Origin of the sequence: Paenibacillus sp. GYB006 (assembly GCF_036577645.1) — a bacterium.
Taxonomy (GTDB): Bacteria; Bacillota; Bacilli; order Paenibacillales; family Paenibacillaceae; genus Paenibacillus.
The window spans coordinates 404,653-422,341 of sequence record NZ_JARBDA010000002.1; the positions used below are offsets into that span (position 1 = coordinate 404,653).

Annotated in this window: 15 protein-coding genes and 1 other annotated feature (1 of these 16 cut by a window edge); of the genes, 7 read left to right on the top strand and 8 right to left on the bottom strand. The window is 42.3% G+C overall.

The features are described from left to right. Positions 1-130 precede the first annotated feature (130 nt). Entirely contained in the window at positions 131-667 is a 537-nt protein-coding gene (locus tag PV403_RS07370; RefSeq protein WP_213531541.1) for a PadR family transcriptional regulator, read from the top strand. Between the two features lie 58 nt (positions 668-725). Next, entirely contained in the window at positions 726-2,237 is a 1,512-nt protein-coding gene (locus tag PV403_RS07375) for an MDR family MFS transporter (protein WP_213531542.1), read from the top strand. A 127-nt stretch (positions 2,238-2,364) separates the two neighbouring features. On the opposite strand, the gene PV403_RS07380 is transcribed toward PV403_RS07375, so the two are convergent. From PV403_RS07380 to PV403_RS07400, 5 genes are all read right to left on the bottom strand, one after another. Further along, complete coding sequence (locus PV403_RS07380; RefSeq protein ID WP_332084045.1) at positions 2,365-3,186, bottom strand: SPL family radical SAM protein; 822 nt, start codon at positions 3,184-3,186, stop codon at positions 2,365-2,367. A 199-nt stretch (positions 3,187-3,385) separates the two neighbouring features. Beyond that, on the bottom strand, positions 3,386-4,087 hold the full coding sequence (locus PV403_RS07385) for an ABC transporter ATP-binding protein (RefSeq protein WP_191799674.1): 702 nt from the start codon (positions 4,085-4,087) through the stop codon (positions 3,386-3,388). Continuing rightward, the gene (locus tag PV403_RS07390) at positions 4,087-5,187 is read right to left on the bottom strand and encodes an ABC transporter permease (RefSeq protein WP_332084047.1); all 1,101 of its coding nucleotides are present in this window, start codon (positions 5,185-5,187) and stop codon (positions 4,087-4,089) included. Before PV403_RS07390 ends, PV403_RS07385 begins: the two co-directional genes overlap by 1 nt. 133 nt (positions 5,188-5,320) lie before the next feature. After that, on the bottom strand, positions 5,321-6,709 hold the full coding sequence (locus PV403_RS07395; protein WP_332084049.1) for a sensor histidine kinase: 1,389 nt from the start codon (positions 6,707-6,709) through the stop codon (positions 5,321-5,323). Continuing rightward, a complete protein-coding gene (locus PV403_RS07400) occupies positions 6,706-7,383 on the bottom strand; it encodes a response regulator transcription factor (RefSeq protein WP_213531550.1) in 678 nt (225 codons plus the stop codon). Before PV403_RS07400 ends, PV403_RS07395 begins: the two co-directional genes overlap by 4 nt. 161 nt (positions 7,384-7,544) lie before the next feature. Between PV403_RS07400 and PV403_RS07405 the strand changes: the two genes are divergently transcribed. The 3 genes from PV403_RS07405 to PV403_RS07415 all read left to right on the top strand — a co-directional run bounded on the left by PV403_RS07405 (position 7,545) and on the right by PV403_RS07415 (position 11,943). Further along, entirely contained in the window at positions 7,545-8,411 is an 867-nt protein-coding gene (locus PV403_RS07405; RefSeq protein ID WP_285742121.1) for an aldo/keto reductase, read from the top strand. Between the two features lie 119 nt (positions 8,412-8,530). Then, positions 8,531-9,712, top strand: a complete 1,182-nt coding sequence (locus tag PV403_RS07410; protein ID WP_332084054.1) for a NupC/NupG family nucleoside CNT transporter — start codon at positions 8,531-8,533, stop codon at positions 9,710-9,712. 194 nt (positions 9,713-9,906) lie between these two features. Then, positions 9,907-11,943 (top strand): catalase, encoded by a 2,037-nt coding sequence (locus PV403_RS07415; protein WP_332084055.1) that lies wholly within the window; start codon positions 9,907-9,909, stop codon positions 11,941-11,943. A 101-nt stretch (positions 11,944-12,044) separates the two neighbouring features. On the opposite strand, the gene PV403_RS07420 is transcribed toward PV403_RS07415, so the two are convergent. Both PV403_RS07420 and PV403_RS07425 read right to left on the bottom strand, forming a co-directional pair. Next, positions 12,045-13,265, bottom strand: coding sequence for a CynX/NimT family MFS transporter (locus PV403_RS07420; protein WP_332084056.1), 1,221 nt, complete (start codon positions 13,263-13,265; stop codon positions 12,045-12,047). Beyond that, positions 13,252-13,959 (bottom strand): FadR/GntR family transcriptional regulator, encoded by a 708-nt coding sequence (locus tag PV403_RS07425; RefSeq protein ID WP_332084057.1) that lies wholly within the window; start codon positions 13,957-13,959, stop codon positions 13,252-13,254. Before PV403_RS07425 ends, PV403_RS07420 begins: the two co-directional genes overlap by 14 nt. A 166-nt stretch (positions 13,960-14,125) precedes the next feature. Between PV403_RS07425 and PV403_RS07430 the strand changes: the two genes are divergently transcribed. Continuing rightward, on the top strand, positions 14,126-15,022 hold the full coding sequence (locus tag PV403_RS07430) for a hypothetical protein (RefSeq protein ID WP_332084058.1): 897 nt from the start codon (positions 14,126-14,128) through the stop codon (positions 15,020-15,022). 65 nt (positions 15,023-15,087) lie between these two features. Here PV403_RS07430 and PV403_RS07435 read toward each other — a convergent pair whose 3' ends face one another. Beyond that, positions 15,088-15,954, bottom strand: coding sequence for an AraC family transcriptional regulator (locus tag PV403_RS07435; RefSeq protein ID WP_332084059.1), 867 nt, complete (start codon positions 15,952-15,954; stop codon positions 15,088-15,090). A 155-nt stretch (positions 15,955-16,109) separates the two neighbouring features. Between PV403_RS07435 and PV403_RS07440 the strand changes: the two genes are divergently transcribed. Further along, complete coding sequence (locus PV403_RS07440) at positions 16,110-17,498, top strand: MATE family efflux transporter (RefSeq protein WP_332084285.1); 1,389 nt, start codon at positions 16,110-16,112, stop codon at positions 17,496-17,498. Between the two features lie 51 nt (positions 17,499-17,549). Then, positions 17,550-17,689 (top strand) — a binding site (T-box leader) (it continues 112 nt past the right edge of the window).

The window sequence follows — 17,689 nt, forward strand, 5'->3', positions numbered from 1 at the left end:
AGACGGTTTTTTTATGTTCATTGTGATATTGATTTTTATATCGCTGCGATATATTATAATATAGGCTTATATCATCACGATATATTTGAACGGAAGTGTACTCCAAAATAAGAAAAGGAGGGTATGTATTTTGTATGAACTATTTGTTCTGGGAGAGTTAATGGATAGACCTATGCATGGATACCTACTTCATCATATCCTGTCCAGAATTATAGGTCCGGTAAGACAAGTTAGTTGGGGAGTGCTGTATCCGCTTATTCAAAGACTTGAAAAAGAGAAGTTCATTCAAATGTCAGGGAAAGATGGTAATAGGAAGGTTTATTGTATTACAGAAGCGGGTAAAGAGCAGTTTTTTCGATTAATGGACGAGAAAACATCGTATAATTCCGATGCAAAAGATTATTTTGATATCAAATTTGCAAATCTTCACCATGTTTCTAAGGAGCTGCAAGAACGGATCTATGAGGACTATCGTCAGTACTTGTGTTTTCTTCAAGAACATTGTGATCTTGGAATGAAAGTAGTTAAAAGAAATCCCATATTTACTGAGAAGGAACGCAAAAGCATTCAGAGGACGTTACTTCACCGGGCACATTTCATACGTTCAGAGATTTCTTGGCTTGAAGAGCAGCTAAGGGAACTACAGGACGAGGAAGAAAGTGAATAATAATCTTTTATGATTATTTCATATATACTTAACAGTTTTATAAATTGGAGATGAGAAAATGAAAAAGAATCGAGCTGCCTCGTTTGTAACCATTGGACTTTTGCTTGGAATTTTTGCTTCGGCTATTGACAACACCATTGTAGCTACAGCTATGGGTACCATTGTAGGTGATTTGGGTAACTACGACCAGTTTATTTGGGTTACTGCAGCTTATATGGTGGCGATGATGGCAGGTATGCCGATATACGGTAAACTGTCTGACATGTATGGAAGAAAGCGGTTTTTTCTATTTGGATTAACTGTGTTTATTATTGGTTCAGCCCTTTGCGGATTATCTCAGACGATGGGACAGCTTATCGCGTTTCGGGTCATCCAAGGGATTGGCGGCGGAGCACTGATGCCTATCGCATTTACCATAATCTTTGATTTGTTCCCTGTTGAAAAACGTGGAAAAATGACAGGGATGTTAGGTGCCGTGTTTGGATTATCAAGTGTGGTAGGTCCGCTATTAGGTGCGTTTTTGACGGATTCCTTAAGTTGGCACTGGATTTTCTATGTAAACCTTCCGATTGGTGCGTTATCGATCTTCTTCATAGCTAAATATTATAAAGAAACATTGGAACATCAGAAGCAGAAAATTGACTGGGCAGGGGCATTTACACTTGTTTTGGCAATCGTATGCCTTATGTTTGCACTGGAGCTTGGCGGTGGCAAATATGCATGGGATTCTGCTTTAATTATCTCCTTGCTTGTAATCGCAGCTGTATCTTTTATCATCTTCATATTTGTTGAGATCAAAGCAGAAGAACCGATTATTCCCTTCTGGATGTTTAAGAAACGTTTGTTTGCCACTTCACAAGCGCTTGCCTTTATCTATGGTGGAACATTTATCATTCTTTCGGTGTTCATTCCGATCTTTGTACAAGCTGTATACGGCGGTTCAGCAACGAACGCTGGGGTTGTACTGATGCCGATGGTCATCGGGACAGTAATCGGCAGTATGATCAGCGGGATTACACAGACAAAAATCCGTTTTCGTTCGCTGATGATTTTGTCTGTATTTAGTTTCCTGGCAGGTATGATTTTACTGTCAACGATGACACCTGAGACTTCAAGAATCATCTTAACGTTATACATGTTTATTGCTGGTTTTGGTGTTGGGTTCTCCTTTTCACTGTTGCCAACGGCTTCCATCAACAAACTTTCCCCGCGCTTCCGCGGAACGGCGAACTCGACGAATTCTTTCTTGCGTTCGTTCGGGATGACAGTAGGTCTTACCATCTTTGGTACGCTGCAGACACATACTTTCACTAGACGTCTAACAGAAGCTTTTGGCGGAGCGAGCAGCGGTTTTGCTGGAGATATGGACACGAGAGAAATCTTCACTCCCCAAGGTCGTGCACAAATTCCGCCTGAGGTTCTAAGTAAAATTACGCAAGCGATGTCGGATTCCATCACACATGTATTCCAGATCGCCATTATCCCGATTGCGATTGCTGTTGTTATCGTGTTCTTCATGGGATCGGAACGTGCACAGTCAAGTGAAGCGGAATTGAAAGAGTCAGTCTAATTATTAAGGATGTAAACTGAATATCTATTAAGACAAAGACCATGAGAAGATACTCCTCTCATGGTCTTTGTTTATAAATAATAGAATACTTCTGCGGGTCTAGCTAGAAAACATCATCTCTAGCAGATTAGAAAGGAGCAAATCCTTCCTGACTGATCCGGACCTGCTGTTCGGGATAGACTTCACGCATCCGGCGAGCCACCACTTGATATGCTTCCGGATGATACCAGTCACTATATCTTAGTTCTTCGTATTTATCTCGTATGCCGTCTTCTGCTTGAAAAAAAAAATGGGCTCCATCTCCCATGAAAAAATCATCAATGCATACTAAATCTACGACCGGACGAAGGAGTTCGGGAAATGCTTCACTGCTAGGCAGTACGGGTGCGATGGCAACTTGTGTAGGAATTCCAGCTTCGCGCAGCTTGCGAAGTGTTTGTATACGAGCCTGAATAGGTGGGGCAGAGGGAGAGAAATGGGAGCGAATCTCATCAAGATCGGTTTCCACAGTCATACTTACCCGGACCCGATTACTCAGTTTTTGTAGAAGATCAATATCTCTTTTTACGAGCGGACTTCGGGTTTGTACCAGCAGAAAATCGGGCTGAACCTCTGTCATAACTTCAAGCAAAGAACGCGTGATTTCTTCTTTGTATTCGGCAGGTTGATAGGGGTCCGTACTTGAAGACATAAAGATCGTAACCGCACCCTTTTTCTTTTCTCTGATCAGTTCTTTTGTCAGTAGTGCAGCACTTTCTTTCTTTATGTCTACCCAGGTTCCCCATTCTTTTCCTCGGAATAAAGAAACGGGCATTTTACGAACGTAACAATAGGAACAGCCAAACGTACAGCCCGTATATGGGTTAAGGGAATGGGAGTATCCAGCCAGGAAGCCAGTGCCCTTATTTAGTAAAGTTTTAGGTTGTTTATATTCATAATCTATACTCATAAGTTAAATCCCTTTCAAGAAATGGTATTATCTTTCCTCATTATATTACACCTATAATATCCAATAATCGAATATACGGACATGTACTGAATGTTCGAGCAGACACCTAAGGACGTTAAAAAGTAGAACCTAAGGAAGTTGAAGAGTAGATATCAAAAAAAGCAGCGAGCCTATTAGTAAGGCTGCTGCTTTTCATCATTTAGTGCTGGAATACAGGCTGTTCCGTGAGTACGCCATCTTCCATATATACGACCCGATCACAGAGATCGAGCATCCGGGTATCATGTGTAACCATGATTGCCGCTTTGTTTCTTTCTTTTACTTCTTGTGAGAGCATTTCCACGACGGCCCGGCCCCGTTCAGAATCAAGACTTGCTGTTGGTTCATCGGCCAGCAGAATTTCTGGGTCATTCATCCAGGCTCTAGCAATCGCAACACGCTGACGTTCACCGCCCGAGAGATTTTCCGGATAAGCATGGGCGCGGTGACTTAGCCCAAGTCTACTTAACATCTCATCGGCTTTCTGGTTTGCTTGTTTTCCTTTCTTACCAGACAGTTCAGCGATTAAAAGGAGCTGATCCTTTACCGTCAGATAAGGGATGAGATTGGCCGATTGAAATACAAATCCGATTTTATCAAGACGTATTTCATTCATTTGCTTCTCTGAGAATTGACTCAGATCTTGTCCACCAATGACTATACGTCCACTGGAAGGCGCAAGCAGTGCACCAGCAACGGAGAGAAAGGTGCTTTTCCCGGAACCGGATGGACCGACTAGGGCAACAAATTCACCGGCCTTTACATTCAAGGTTACATTCTTCAGTACTTTAATAGAAGAGTCGCCGTCACCAAATGTTTTTGTAATATTTTCTAGTTGTAATTTAAGATTTGCTGTGTTCATTAAGCAGCCCTCCCTATAGCTTCGATCGCATCAATTTTAGCAACTCGGTACACGGACAGTAGAGAACCAAGGATAGATACTACGATAAACAGAATCGAACATAGAGCAACTAGTGATGGACTCAGGTCAAATGGCATACTTGCAGGAAGTATAGCTGCAACACCATAAGTTAGCAGGATGCTCAAGGCGAGACTAACCAACGTTATGATTAAAATTTGGGACATCACATTACGCACTAGGTAACTGTTTTTTGCGCCAATGGCTTTGAGTACACCAAATTGATTCATCTTTTGAATGGTAATCACGTAGAAGAATACAGCCAGAACAAAGGCAGCAATGACAAATAAGAAGGCAATCATCATGAGAAGCGAGCCGCTTTCTTCTTTATACCCAGGAATTCCAGCTAACGTGTCATCCTTGGCGATGACTTCAATGTCACTGATCTGACTGACTTCGTCCGCAATGGCATCTGTTGTTTTTAAAGCGATCGCGTTAAAATGGTAAATCTCACTATCCGGATCCGCATCATGAAGTGCAAACCATCCTGCCATATTCATGTGAAGAACCGGAGTATGGCTGTAGGATTGTCCTTCCGTAAAACCAATAATGGTGAACGACTTGCCTGAGGATTGATCCTGGATTCGGTCGCCAACCGCAAATCCTTCCTCCTTCAGAGAAATATCAGCGACCACTTCGTCCGCCGTTTTATTGTCGATCATTGAACCCTCTACAACGGTCGGAGCGATAAAGCTGTCCGTATCAATAGCAAAAAAGGAAGCATCAATTTTGGTGCTTGTCCCTTCTTTGGTTAATGTACTCATCTGCAGACCGAGAGGTGTAGCCCCTTGATCCCCAGTAATGGATCTTACTTGGTCCAATGTTTCACTCGATAACAAAGAACGATTCAGTTTGAGTTCGGATTCATTCTGCATAACAATGTAATCAGCGTCCATATTTTGCAGCGACGATACGTTGTCATTACTGAGACCCTTGGCAAGACCCGTAACGAACAAGACGAGCCATGCAATGAGAACCATAATGAGACCGATCAGCAGATAGCGTAATTTGGCGTGTTTCATTTCTCGTAAAGCTAAAAACATACGTTTCAACCCCATTCCTTAAGCTTTTCTATATTTTTAATTTCTCACCCACTGCTTAAGTATCAGGTTGAAATATGAACGGAGGATGAACAGCATATTACAAATGGAACATATAAAAAAACTCCCCAGATTTTCAATCAGGGGAGGAGATCGGGATCCATATTTGAATGCATGTACCTTTTCCTAGTTCACTATGAACCGTAATTTGTCCATCGTGCATATCAATAATTCGTTTTACAATCGCGAGTCCAAGCCCACTGCTGCCTTCGCTGCGATTTCGAACTTTATCGGTTTTATAGAATCGATTGAAGATATAAGGGAGGTCTTCTTCCTTGATCCCTATGCCGGTGTCTTCAATTTCGATCACATGATGGTTACCTTTCTCTTCAAGCCGAATTCGAATGGTTCCTCCGGGATCAGTGAACTTAATACTGTTCGCAATTAGATTAACCCATACTTGATGCATCCATTTTGGATCCGCATAGACCTGTGCGGAAGAAAGCTGTAGATCTAAAGTAATTTCTTTTTCCCGCCAGTTCCATTCCAGCATATACACAACCTGTTTAATCTGATCTTTGGCAGAATAAAGCTGCTTATCAATGATGGATTCCTCTTTATCCAGTGAGGCTAGAGTGAGCAGTTGTTTACTTAATTGAGATAGTCTTCGGCTCTCGGAAGAAATAACATCAAGGTAATGCAAGCGTTCCTCTTCTGTTAACTGATTTGATTTCAAGCGCTCAGAGAATCCTTGGATTGAAGTAAGGGGGGATTGGATTTCATGAGAAACGTTAGAGACAAACTCTTGTCGCATCGATTCGAGTTGTTCTAAGCTTTTTGCCATCTGTGAAAAATGATTAGCCAGCTTACCAATCTCATCTCGTCTTCGAGCATTTAACTTAATATGATAATTGCCTTTGGCAATTTGTTTGGTTGCTTCCGTTAAGCGAGTGATGGGCTTCACAATATATCTCGTGCTAATGAAGACAAGTATAATACTGATTAGTGTTGTCAGAACGAGAAGTAAGGCAAAGAAAATACGAAGTTCTCCGAACTGCAGCTCTACATTAGGGCGAACAAAAAGAGCGTGCGTCTTCCCGTTAACAGTAATAGGCATCCCAATCGAGTTGCTGAGTGAATTGTCAAAAAAACCAGTAATAAATAATTTTGCAGGAAAGTCTTCAATGCCGTGATATACTTGTCCGCCGAGCACCTGGCGAATAACGTCTGCATCTAAATTTTTCTTACGAAAATCTCCGCCATAAAAAGTTCCTTGATCCGGTGAGTCGGCTAGATAGATTTGATACCCTAAATCTCCGATGCTGTTAAGATAAGCAGGTAAGTTCACTTCCGGGTTCTCTTTATAGAACTGAATGATATCGATTGTCATGTCTGTCATCTTTTTATCGTTATAAGGCTTCAAATTATACTGGTAGTACGTATTAGAGATGACAAAAGCCAGCAGGCTGCTGAGCAGCATGACCAATGCAGTCGTAAGTACAATACGAAGATACAGTGTTTTCACCTTGAGCAGACCTCCAGTTTATACCCAATACCGCGAATTGTTTTTATAACAAAATCATCGCTTCGATGTTGGAATCGCTCTCTAAGACGTTTAATATGTACATCAACTGTACGATCATCTCCCCTGAAGTCGGCTCCCCATACGAGATGAATTAATTCTTCTCTGGAATAGATTCGGTCTGGGTAGCTGGCGAGCTGGGATAATAACTCGAATTCTTTCATGGGAAGCATTAATAACTGATCATCACAGTACACTTCATAGCTGTCTCGATCAATGATCGTTCTTCCGAGTGTAATCTTTTGAGAATTAACCATTCGGTAACGTCGTAACAGTGCTTTGATACGAAAAATAAGTTCTTTTGGCTCAAAAGGTTTGGTTACATAATCATCCGTTCCTAGCGCATATCCTTTTTCCTTATCAATGAGTTGATCTTTCGCAGTCAGCAAAATGACAGGGATATCATAATACTTGCGAATTTCCTCAACCAGCTCATACCCATCTTTGCCAGGCATCATAATGTCAACGACGGCGAGATGAATTTGTTCCGTAGATAGAAGCGAGGAAGCCATCGTTCCATCAGCCGCTTCGTATACGGTATATCCTTCTGCAGATAGATAAAAATGGACCAGTTCCCGGATATGTACGTCATCATCAGCAACTAAAATGTGGATCATAAGAGTTCATACCTTTCTTTATTGTTAAAACTTTGAAATAGAAGGATATAACGCACAAATTTTAGGTTAATGTACAGTAACCCATGCTATTCAACAAATTATCTTATACCCCGAACCGAAGAAAGGCAAATGAACACATCATAATAGTGAATTAAGAAGGGATGAAGAATATGATTAAACAACCTACCGTTACACTTCCAGATGGAACGAAGCTCCCGGCGATTGGACAAGGAACATGGCATATTGGAGACGACCCAAGCAAAAGAATGGAGGAAATAGCAGCACTCCGGCTGGGTGTAGAACTCGGGATGAAAGTGATTGACACCGCCGAAATGTATGGTGAAGGTTTATCAGAGGAACTGGTAGGTGAAGCGATTCACGGGATCAGAGATGAAGTTTTTCTTGTATCTAAAGTATACCCCCATAATGCAGGAAAAAACCGAATCATTACAAGCTGTGAACAAAGCCTTAGAAGACTAAAAACAGATCACCTGGATCTTTATTTATTACACTGGAGAGGCGACATTCCGCTTGCAGAAACCATCCAAGGAATGCAGCGACTCGTTGAGGAAGGAAAGATTGACCGCTGGGGTGTATCGAACCTGGATAAGGACGACATGGAAGAATTAATACAGCTGGATAAAGGAAATCGATGCATGGTAAATCAGGTGCTGTATCACCTGGGATCGAGAGGAATTGAAGTCGATTTATTACCGTGGCAAGAAGAACATCAGATGCCAATCATGGCTTATTCTCCTTTAGCTCAAGGAGGAAGTCTTAGAAAAGAGTTAGTGCAGCACGAGACGGTGATAAAAGTAGCCGAAAAACACGGCATTAGTCCATATCAATTACTATTAGCCTGGACACTCCGCTCCGGTAATGTTCTTTCGTTGCCTAAATCTTCGAGTGAAAAGCATGTTAAGGAAAATGCATTCGTATATGAAGTAATGTTGTCAGCGGAAGATCTTAAACAACTGGATGAGGCTTTTCCGGCACCTATGAATAAGGTTCCACTTGATATCGTATAAAAAATAGAATAAACAAGCCCCGATTAGATCACCATACACTATGTAATCGTGAAATGGTTTTACATTAGACACCATTACCAAATGGTGATAACACTTGGATCAAAAGGGGCTTGATATTCATGTCAGTTTTCATTGGTATTGTAGGAATACTCTTGTTGCTTGGTGTATGTTATTTACTGAGCAACGATAAAAAGAATATCAATTTCAGGGCCATTATCGTCCTGATTTTAGTTCAATTGGCAGTAACCATAGTCATGTTCAAAACGACATTTGGTAATATGATTGTAGAAGCAATTTCTAATGGAGTTTCCCACGTACTTACCTATGGACATGAAGGAATTAGTTTTATTCTGGGTGATCTGGTTCCGGCAGATGGCAGCATCTTTTTCTTTAATGTTCTTTTGCTGATTATTTTCACGTCCACGCTGCTTTCCATTCTTACCTATCTTCGAATATTGCCAATAGCAATCAAGTACATAGGTGGTGCTTTGGCTAAAATTACTGGATTATCGAAAGTACTCACTTTTAACAGTGTGAATAGTATTTTCTTTGGCCAGTCCGAGGCATTTCTTGCGATTAAATCCCATCTCGATAAGATGAATCGGAATAAGTTGTTTGTTGTATCGACTGTTGCAATGGCAAGTGTCTCTGCCTCGATCATGGGGTCTTATATGACGATGATTCCTCCACAGTATGTGCTTGTCGCGATGTTGCTTAATGCACTATCGGGACTCATTATTACGACCTTTATGGCACCGACGAAGGAAGCAGAAGAAGAAGTAATTAATATTAAAGATGCTTCAAATTCGAAATCCTTATTTGAAGCAATATCAGCCGGAGCGCTCGATGGAGGAAGGATAGCACTGATCGTAGCAGCTATGTTGGTTGCATATGTAGGTCTTATCGCACTCGTTGACGGCTTATTAGTAGCTGTGATCGGACTTTCATTCACTCAGCTTTTAGGCTATATATTTAGCCCGATCGCTTTTATTATGGGGGTTCCATCGAATGAAATAACAACAGCAGGTGCGATTATGGGGACAAAGCTCGCAACGAACGAATTTGTAGCCATGTTGGAGTTTCAACCTTTGATTCCGGGGCTATCCGCAAAAACGGTAGCGATCGTGTCTTCGTTCCTCGTTTCGTTTGCTAACTTTAGTTCTATTGGGATTATCTCGGGTTCCATCCAGGCGCTAAATGGTGAAAAAGCAAAGATAGTCGCTACTTTTGGACTTAAAATGCTGCTCGCAGCTACCTTTGTTTCGATCCTGACGGCTACGATTGTTGGATTGTTCGTCTAAAAGAAATCAGGACAATTAAAGAATACTAATGACGGAGACAACGTGTCTTCGTCTCAGACTGTAGACAAACTAGCTTAAACTAGTTTGCCTGCAGTCTTTTTATTTTTACAAAGCAAAGAAGGAAGTGGATCGATATCGTAGATCTAGTAATGAAACTGTTACCGTCATCGTAAGTATAATGATGAGGTGATAACATGAACGAACCGTTTAACAATGAAAATAAAAAAACAGAGCAATTGAAATCTTTTATACGAGATAATACGGGTAAACCACTCACTTCAAATGAAGGAATTAAGATTTCAGATGATGAAAATTCGCTAAAAGCAGGAGACCGCGGACCTACCCTGCTTGAAGATTTTTTATTTCGGGAGAAGCTTGCTCATTTTGACCGTGAGCGAATTCCCGAACGTGTTGTCCATGCCCGCGGATACGGAGCACATGGTATTTTTCAGGTATATGAATCTCAAGAGGAATTAACAATGGCTCATTTTCTGCAAGATCCCAGCTTGAAAACACCTGTTTTTCTAAGGTTTTCACAAGTTGCAGGATCGAGAGGAGCGAATGAAACAGACCGTGATGTGCGCGGTTTTGCAACTAAATTTTACACAGAAGAAGGAAATTTTGATCTGGTAGGCAATAATATTCCGATCTTTTTTATTCAGGATAGTATTAAATTTCCGGATCTGATCCATGCCGTAAAGCCAGAACCGGATAATGAGATACCGCAAGGGCAGACAGCACATGATACATTTTGGGACTTTGTTACTTCGAATCAAGAGTCGGCAGCGATGACCCTCTGGATTATGTCGGATCGAACGATTCCTCGCAGTTTCCGCATGATCGAAGGGTTTGGAGTACATACGTTTCGGCTCGTTAACAAACATGGAAAATCACGATTTGTGAAATTTCACTGGAAACCGCTGCTGGGTCTTCATTCTCTCCTATGGGATGAGGCTCAAAAGATTGGGGGTGTTGACCCTGACTTCCATCGCAGAGACTTGTGGGAGAATATTGAAGCAGGCAACTATCCAGAATGGGAACTAGGCATTCAGGTCATTGAAGAAGAGGATGAGTATAAATTTACCTTTGATATCCTTGACGCTACAAAATTGTGGCCTGAGGAGCTTGTTCCGGTACGCAAAATCGGGAAGATGACACTTAATCGAAATGTAGATAATGTTTTTGCAGAAACAGAGCAGGTTGCTTTACACCCGGGAAATATCGTCCGCGGAATTGATTTTACGAACGACCCTTTATTACAAGGAAGATTATTCTCCTACACAGATACACAAATTTACCGGGTTGGGACGAATTTTCAGCAACTTCCGATTAATAGACCGGTTTGTCCCGTTCATAATAACCAAAGAGACGGTAATGCCAGGTATGTAATCGACCAAGGGAAAGTAGCCTATCGTAACAATTCACTCGCGAATAATACACCCTACACGGTCCCTGGAACAAAAGGCGGATTTGTAACTTACCCATCATTAGTACACGGATATAAAGTAAGAGCGACAGCCCCTAGTTTTGAAGATCATTTCTCACAAGCTAAATTGTTTTGGAATAGTATGAGTCCCGTAGAAAAACACCATATTATTGACGCTTACTCTTTTGAACTTGGAAAAGTGAACTCGATCGAAATTCGGCAAAAACTGGTGAACATGCTTGCTCATATTGATCGGGTACTGGCTACACGCGTGGGGGAGAATTTAACTTTACAACCGGCAGAAGTTCCCGAATCTACAGTGACTGAATCGAGCCCCGCACTGAGTATGATGAACACCCGTTATCTTCCGAATACCTTAAAAGTAGGTGTGCTCGTTGATGAAGGGTTTGCAGGTGAAGAAACAAGAGAAGTATTAGAAATGTTAATTAAAAATGGATTGAAACCGGTGATCATCAGTGTTAGAAATGGTATGATTCGTGATGATAAGGGAGACCAGTGGGTAGTCAATGCAAGTTTTTTAACGACATCTCCTGTACTTTATGATGGTCTTTACCTAGTAGGAAGTGAGAATGCTGATCCGTATTTTAATAACCGGGCGAGGGCATTTATTGTGGAATCTTATAATCATTTTAAACCGATTGGAAGTTCACCCTTAGGAGAGAAGTTGCTCCAGGAACTCGGCATCGTCGGTAAACCAGGCGTAGTTACTAACCATTCAGCAAATGTTTTCTCAAAAGTATTTACCGAAGCCATGGCAAAACAGCGCTTCTGGGATCGTTACTAAGCTCATTTTAGAAAAAGATAGTGAAAAAGAGGGTCTTTCCTGAATACAGGAAGACCCTCTTTCTATAAATAAAATGATAATTTATTTCTATTTGAATCCATTTATGAATTTGATTCACTGATAAATCTGTTTTTTGCTGCTCCAAGCCCGCAGATGAAAATTAAGATACTTGCCGCGAACAATAAGAACAGTGGAATCGTCCAGCTTGCAGTCAGATCATGCAGGTAACCAAACATCATAGGACCGACAGCTGCCATAAGATAACCAACAGATTGCGCCATACCGGATAGTTCGGCTGCTTCTTCTGCTGTTTTTGTACGAAGATTGAAAAACATCATCACTAGACCAAAAGAGAAGGAACCGGCAATTCCAATCAGGGAAACCCAGAGAGGAACGAGGGCGGTACTTCCGAAAATCAGTCCTAAAATTCCAACCGTATACAGCGAGAAAGTTACGTAAACAAGTGGAATTTGGCTTTTCATTCGGCTAGCCAAGATCGGAACCAGAAAAGTAAATGGCATCATCGAAAATTGGGTGAGGGATAACATCCATCCGGCTGTGTCTGCTACCATTCCGCGGTCCATAAGGATCTCTGGCAACCAGGAAACAATATTATAAAAAATAAAAGATTGCAGTCCCATGAAGAAGGTGATCTGCCAAGCGAGCGGTGACTTCCACATGTTCACCTGAGATCGGTAAGAAGCTGAGGTGGCTGCACTTAGCCGGGCCGATCTCATCCGAGGCAGCCAGGTCGCCAGGGCAAGAACGGTAAGGATGACCCAGCAAGCAAGAGCACCTTTCCAGCCGATTCCAAGCTGCACAGCAAGCGGGATACTGATTCCAGAAGCGAGAGCACCGCATATATTCATTGACAGTGTATAGGCACCAGTCATAACTCCTACTTTATTCGGGAATTCCTGCTTCACCAGACTCGGTAAGAGAACATTACATACGGCGATGCCAAGTCCAACGAGTATCGTACCTGCAAAAAGGGATCCAGCGCCAAATAAGGTGCGTCCTATGGCCCCAAGCGCAATGAATAACAAGGCACAAAAAATAACCCGTTCCATGCCGAATCGGCGTGAAAGTTTTGAAGCAAATGGGGAAAGTACAGCAAAAGCAAGTAAGGGTACAGTGGTGATCATACCGGCTAATGTGTTAGATATCCCTGTACTTTCTTTAATAGAACCAAGCAATGGTCCGATGGAAGTAATGGGAGCACGTAAATTTGCTCCTATTAAAAGAAGGGCAACTACAAGAATAAAGCTTTCGCTTATTCTCCATTGCCGCTGTGTTACTGCGGATTTTTCAATTGATTTCATTCATGCTGCCTCCAAGTTGTATAAAATGTTGTTTAGATTCTTCGATGTAATGATGGACAGCATCTACTGCTCGTACCTGATCTTGTTCTACAATTGCGTTTAACAGTTGTTCATGCGTGTCTTTACTGTAGTAGGCGTCGCCTGTCTTTGCGGTTATTTTTGTAACCATCTCTTTGAGGGCATCTGTAATATGTTCATAGAGGTCCATTAGAAGACCATTCTTGCTTGCTGCAACAATCGCCTTATGAAACGCTACATCCCAATCCGCAAAATCTTCATACTGTCCATTCTGTATCGCTTCATTCTGACACTCAAAACATAGCCTGATTTGTTCGATGTCGGACTCGGTTCGGTTATTCGCTGCGAGATAGGCCGCTTCTCGCTCCAAAGCGTGGCGTACTTCGAGAGATTGAATATAATCCGTTCTGTTCACTCTTTTCTGTAATACAGGACCAAGGGAACTAGATGCAGAAACATAGGTTCCATCGCCTTGCCTCGTTTTCAAAAGTCCCGCATGGGTTAAGGCTTTAATCGCTTCTCTAAGCGTATTTCGGCTAACTTCTAATTGACCCATCAGTTCGGGTTCAGGAGGAATCTTTGATCCGAGAGGCCATTCTCCCGTTTCAATTAATTGTTCCAATTGGTCTACAATCTGTTCTGTCAGCGAACGCTTCGTTGTTTTACGTAAATTCATTTCTGTACCTCCAAACGTAGGATGTTTGGCCCTTTGATATTATAGCTGTCCGAGGGGTAAAAAGAAAAGGATAAAAACGGAAATGGTTCTCTTTATGAAAATAAGGTGAATCTAACGTAACTCATGTAGGGTTCAATGCGTTTACATAAGATAAGGAGGTGTTCTGATGAGAAAAAAGATGAAAAAGCGGACCGCTGTGCTCATTACCATCTTGGTACTTACACTGGCTGCTTGCGGGCAGAATGGAGCAAGCGGACCATCAACAGAACCTGGAACCGATCAGGAAAACAATCGACCAATTGAACCAGAAGTGATCGTGAAGGAAACCAGCGGAACATTTACAGGACTCGCAGATTCGCATACCATTGAAGTCATTCTTGAGAATGGGGAACCGCAAGCTTATCAATTTGGCGAATCGCTGATGGAAGAGATCTCTATTCTTCAGGAGAATGATATCGTATCTTTAAAATATGAAGAGAAGCCGATTGAAGGAGAAGATACCTTGAAGCAGCGGGTACTTATCGAGATAGTTAAAACAGGGACAAGTGGTGGAACTATACCTAACGAAGAGGATGCAAATTCCGAAAGTCGTCCCGATACCAAAGAGCTGACACTTACGTTAGAAGGGATGAGCGAACAGAAGGAAGCCAGGATCATCTCTGCTGCGGACGGTTATTCCTTTTATGTTTTTGATATTTTCACGTTCAATCCGGAAACGGGGCTACTTACGATGGACGTTGATCCGAATTATGCGGTCCAGATCGAGAAACTGCCTGCTGATATACAGCTCCAGGAACAGGAGGAGAAAGGAACGCGGGCCCTTGCTGAGTATGGAGAGGTAGAGGTCGTATCTGAAGAGAAGAGACCTGAAGCAATGAAGGATGCCAGACTCTTTCTAACTGCAAAGGAAGAAAAGAGCGGAACATCACGTCAATATATTGTGAAGGAACTAGACGGAAATGATTTCGTTTTTATCATCACAATTCCAGTAGGTGAACCATCGGAAGGTTTTGTACCGCATGTTTATGCGAGTTTAAACACGATTGAACTGGAACATGAATAATCAAAATGTCAACAGAAAAAGTCAAGAGAAAAGCGCCCCCCTTAAGAACAAGGGGATGCGCTTTTTTAATTCATAAAAAACTGCTGGCGGTATCTCCGCGGAGAGATGTTCTCCTGCTTGGTAAAGCAAGAAGTGAAATAAGCAGCTTGATTAAATCCGACTTCTTCTGCAACACGGCTGATACTGTAATCGGTTTGAACCAGTAGAAGCTTGGCCTGTTCAATTCGGTACCGCTGCAGGTACTCTACTGGAGAACAGCCATACTCTTTTTGCATACAACGAGCAATATATACGGGATGGAAATTAATGTTCAGACCCATGGTATGAGCTTTGAATTCATCCCGGTAGTGTGACCGCAAATAACTGGCTGCTTTCTCAGCACAGGCTAAAGAAGGAGAAGCGGAAGGATGTACGCCTGTTGCGGCAAGCAGCTGAATCAGTTCTTGAAAAAGAACTTGCTGATTCCACAGTGCTCTTGTCTGATGTCCGTTCTGTACAAGTCCTGTGAGCGTATCTAATAATTCGATCGTGCGCTGCATTTGGGTTAAACGACCGAACTGAGGGATTTCAATCGTAAAATAGTTGGGAATCATAAACTGCAGCTCAATTGCATCCTCCTTTTGAAACATCTGTGACTTGTCGATGCCCCATTCTCCACTCGTCTTAAAATGCAGCCAGTAGTAGGTTGTATCTGCAGAACAATCCTTCGTCCCATAATGATGAGCATCCGGTCGTAGAATAAGATACATCCCAGATTCAACTTGGTACGGTTCGCCGTTCTCCATCACATCAAGTTGACCGCTGACGACAACAAGCAGATCGAAGATGCCAAAATTCTTTCGATTAGGCTGTTTGCCTGCATAAGGTGCCTCACAAAGACCGCTTATGATGTACTCCGGAAGAGGAGGGACCGTAAAATGTAAAGTTGTCATAGGTATAACCTTTCAAATCGAATTGAGGTTTCAAATTTATAAGTATGAGTTCATAAAATGATATTATAAATCCATTATACCAACTATAATTTGAAAAGTTAACGCGCTGTATTCGTCATTTTACTTATAGCGCCACTTTCTCATCGGAGGTTGGAATACTAGATATGAATACCAAAAAATTCACCCTGTGGGTGCTGGCTTGGCCTATTTTTATTGAGCTGTTTCTACAGTTTTTGCTTGGAGCGGTAGATACATTAATGGTCAGTCGTATTTCGGATGACGCAGTAGCCGTCGTTGGATTTTCAAATCAACTGTTTCAAGCGATGACGGTTCTGTTCACAACGGTGGCCAGCGGAGCAGGAATACTGATTGCTCAGAAGCTGGGATCGCATAAAAAGATGGATGCCCGTGTCATTGGAATCATGGCGTTCACGGTAACAACCATCCTTGGAGCGGTATGCAGTGTAATCCTTGTTGCATCTCCACAAAAAATTGCAATGGCATTACAATTACCGGAGCATTTACTGCCGCTGGCAGGTATCTATATCTCGATTGTTGGCGGAGGCATGATCTTGATTGCGATGATGGCCACAATGAGCACTGTCATACGGAATACAGGGAATACGAAAGGACCCATGTATGTCGCACTTGGGATGAATGTGATTCATGTGTTTTTGAATTATGCTTTCATCTTTGGAGCGTTTGGATTTCCACAGTGGGGCTTGACGGGCGTAGCTATTTCTACTGTTGCAAGTCGCTTACTCGCAGTCATTTTGCTTCTCCTAATGTTCTTACGGTCCTTTGAATACCGGATCAAGTGGCGGGAACTAACCGTATTTAATCGGCCTTTATTCGGTGAAATACTGAAGATTGGATGGCCGCTTGGCGTCAATATGTCTTGTTGGGTGTTTTCTCAGCTTATTATTTACTCCTACATCGCCACACTTGGTGCGGCAGAACTAGCGGCGCGGACATATATGAATACGCTTGAATCGTTCTGTTTTCTGCTTGGGTCATCGATCGCAATGGCAGCACAGATCCAAATAGCGCATCTCTTCGGAGCTGGCCGAGTCCGGGAAGCTTACCGGAGTGCCTACCGTGCACTGGGTGTCGGGGCGATCTATGTGGTTGTGAATGCGCTAATTCTTTATCTATTTGGAAGACAGCTTCTCGGACTCTTTACGGATGATCAGACGATTATCGCGATTGGTGCATCCTTGCTTGGGATGAACCTCATTCTTCAGCCTGGCAAAATGCTGAATATGGCACTTGGTAACTCGCTTAATGCGATTGGTGATACGAGATTCACCATGTATATCTCGCTCGGGTCCATGTGGATCATTGCTACAGGAATGTCATATGTACTTGGGATTCATCTAGGTTTTGGTCTGATCGGTATCTATTCTTGTATGATTGTGGATGAGTACTTAAGAGGGATTTTGTCTTATGTGAGGTGGCGGGGTCAGAAGTATTTACGAAAAGCAGAAGCGGCAGAACAGCAAAAGCCTGATGGGGTGTCGGTAGAACCTGTCGTAGTAATTTAAGGTTGACAAAGGAAATGAATACCAATATAATCCATTTAACCAATTGAAAATTCAAATGTGCTGATTAGAAATAGTAGAAGTGAGGAACTCTTTCAGAGAGCCGTTGGCAGGTGTGAATACGGCAGCAGTTACCACTTTGAACTCGTCTATGAACAGCTGCCTGAATATAGTAGGGTTCGCCGGGATTCCGC

Coding starts and splice junctions, on each gene's coding strand:
- PV403_RS07375 (WP_213531542.1), top strand. CDS start 726: ATGAAAAAGAATCGAGCTGCCTCGTTTGTAACCATTGGACTTTTGCTT.
- PV403_RS07380 (WP_332084045.1), bottom strand. CDS start 3,186: ATGAGTATAGATTATGAATATAAACAACCTAAAACTTTACTAAATAAG.
- PV403_RS07385 (WP_191799674.1), bottom strand. CDS start 4,087: ATGAACACAGCAAATCTTAAATTACAACTAGAAAATATTACAAAAACA.
- PV403_RS07390 (WP_332084047.1), bottom strand. CDS start 5,187: ATGTTTTTAGCTTTACGAGAAATGAAACACGCCAAATTACGCTATCTG.
- PV403_RS07400 (WP_213531550.1), bottom strand. CDS start 7,383: ATGATCCACATTTTAGTTGCTGATGATGACGTACATATCCGGGAACTG.
- PV403_RS07405 (WP_285742121.1), top strand. CDS start 7,545: ATGAAGAATATGATTAAACAACCTACCGTTACACTTCCAGATGGAACG.
- PV403_RS07410 (WP_332084054.1), top strand. CDS start 8,531: ATGTCAGTTTTCATTGGTATTGTAGGAATACTCTTGTTGCTTGGTGTA.
- PV403_RS07415 (WP_332084055.1), top strand. CDS start 9,907: ATGAACGAACCGTTTAACAATGAAAATAAAAAAACAGAGCAATTGAAA.
- PV403_RS07420 (WP_332084056.1), bottom strand. CDS start 13,265: ATGAAATCAATTGAAAAATCCGCAGTAACACAGCGGCAATGGAGAATA.
- PV403_RS07425 (WP_332084057.1), bottom strand. CDS start 13,959: ATGAATTTACGTAAAACAACGAAGCGTTCGCTGACAGAACAGATTGTA.
- PV403_RS07430 (WP_332084058.1), top strand. CDS start 14,126: ATGAGAAAAAAGATGAAAAAGCGGACCGCTGTGCTCATTACCATCTTG.
- PV403_RS07435 (WP_332084059.1), bottom strand. CDS start 15,954: ATGACAACTTTACATTTTACGGTCCCTCCTCTTCCGGAGTACATCATA.